The 369-nt window shown below is 66.7% G+C and carries 1 protein-coding gene; it reads left to right on the top strand.

Features of this window, described 5'->3' with window-relative positions; genetic code table 11:
• Nucleotides 1-34: 34 nt before the first annotated feature.
• On the top strand, nt 35-369 hold a 335-nt coding region (locus tag TN53_RS44380; RefSeq protein ID WP_159038305.1), incomplete at its 3' end, for a DUF2690 domain-containing protein.

Genomic DNA, 369 nt, shown 5'->3' with positions numbered 1-369 from the left:
TCAGCGGGTGGGTGAGCGGGCCACGGTCGACGGCATGGTGAACAACGTCTGGTCGTATCTGCCGGACTACAACAGCTGGATCAGCAATCTCTTCGTCCAGGGGCCGGCGTTGCTCAAGGACGTACCATCCTGCGGCGACTTCCCATCGATCGGCGGAACTCTGGCCGGCGCGGAGAACAACACGTCCTGCGGCGACGGTACACAGCCCGACTCGGCGGATGCCTGGACGGCGAAGTCGACCACCGTCTTCGGCCGTACCGTGGAGCTCCGCTACAACGGCACCACCGAGTGCGCCTGGGGCCGCATTACCGGGGGCACGGTCGGCGACGAGATCTGGGTGGACCGCAGCGCCGACGGAGGGAACACCTG

Origin of the sequence: Streptomyces sp. WM6386 (assembly GCF_000972385.1) — a bacterium.
Classification (GTDB): Bacteria; Actinomycetota; Actinomycetes; order Streptomycetales; family Streptomycetaceae; genus Streptomyces.
The sequence above is the reverse complement of the archived record's forward strand: the minus strand, read 5'-3'. Positions and strand labels throughout refer to the sequence as shown.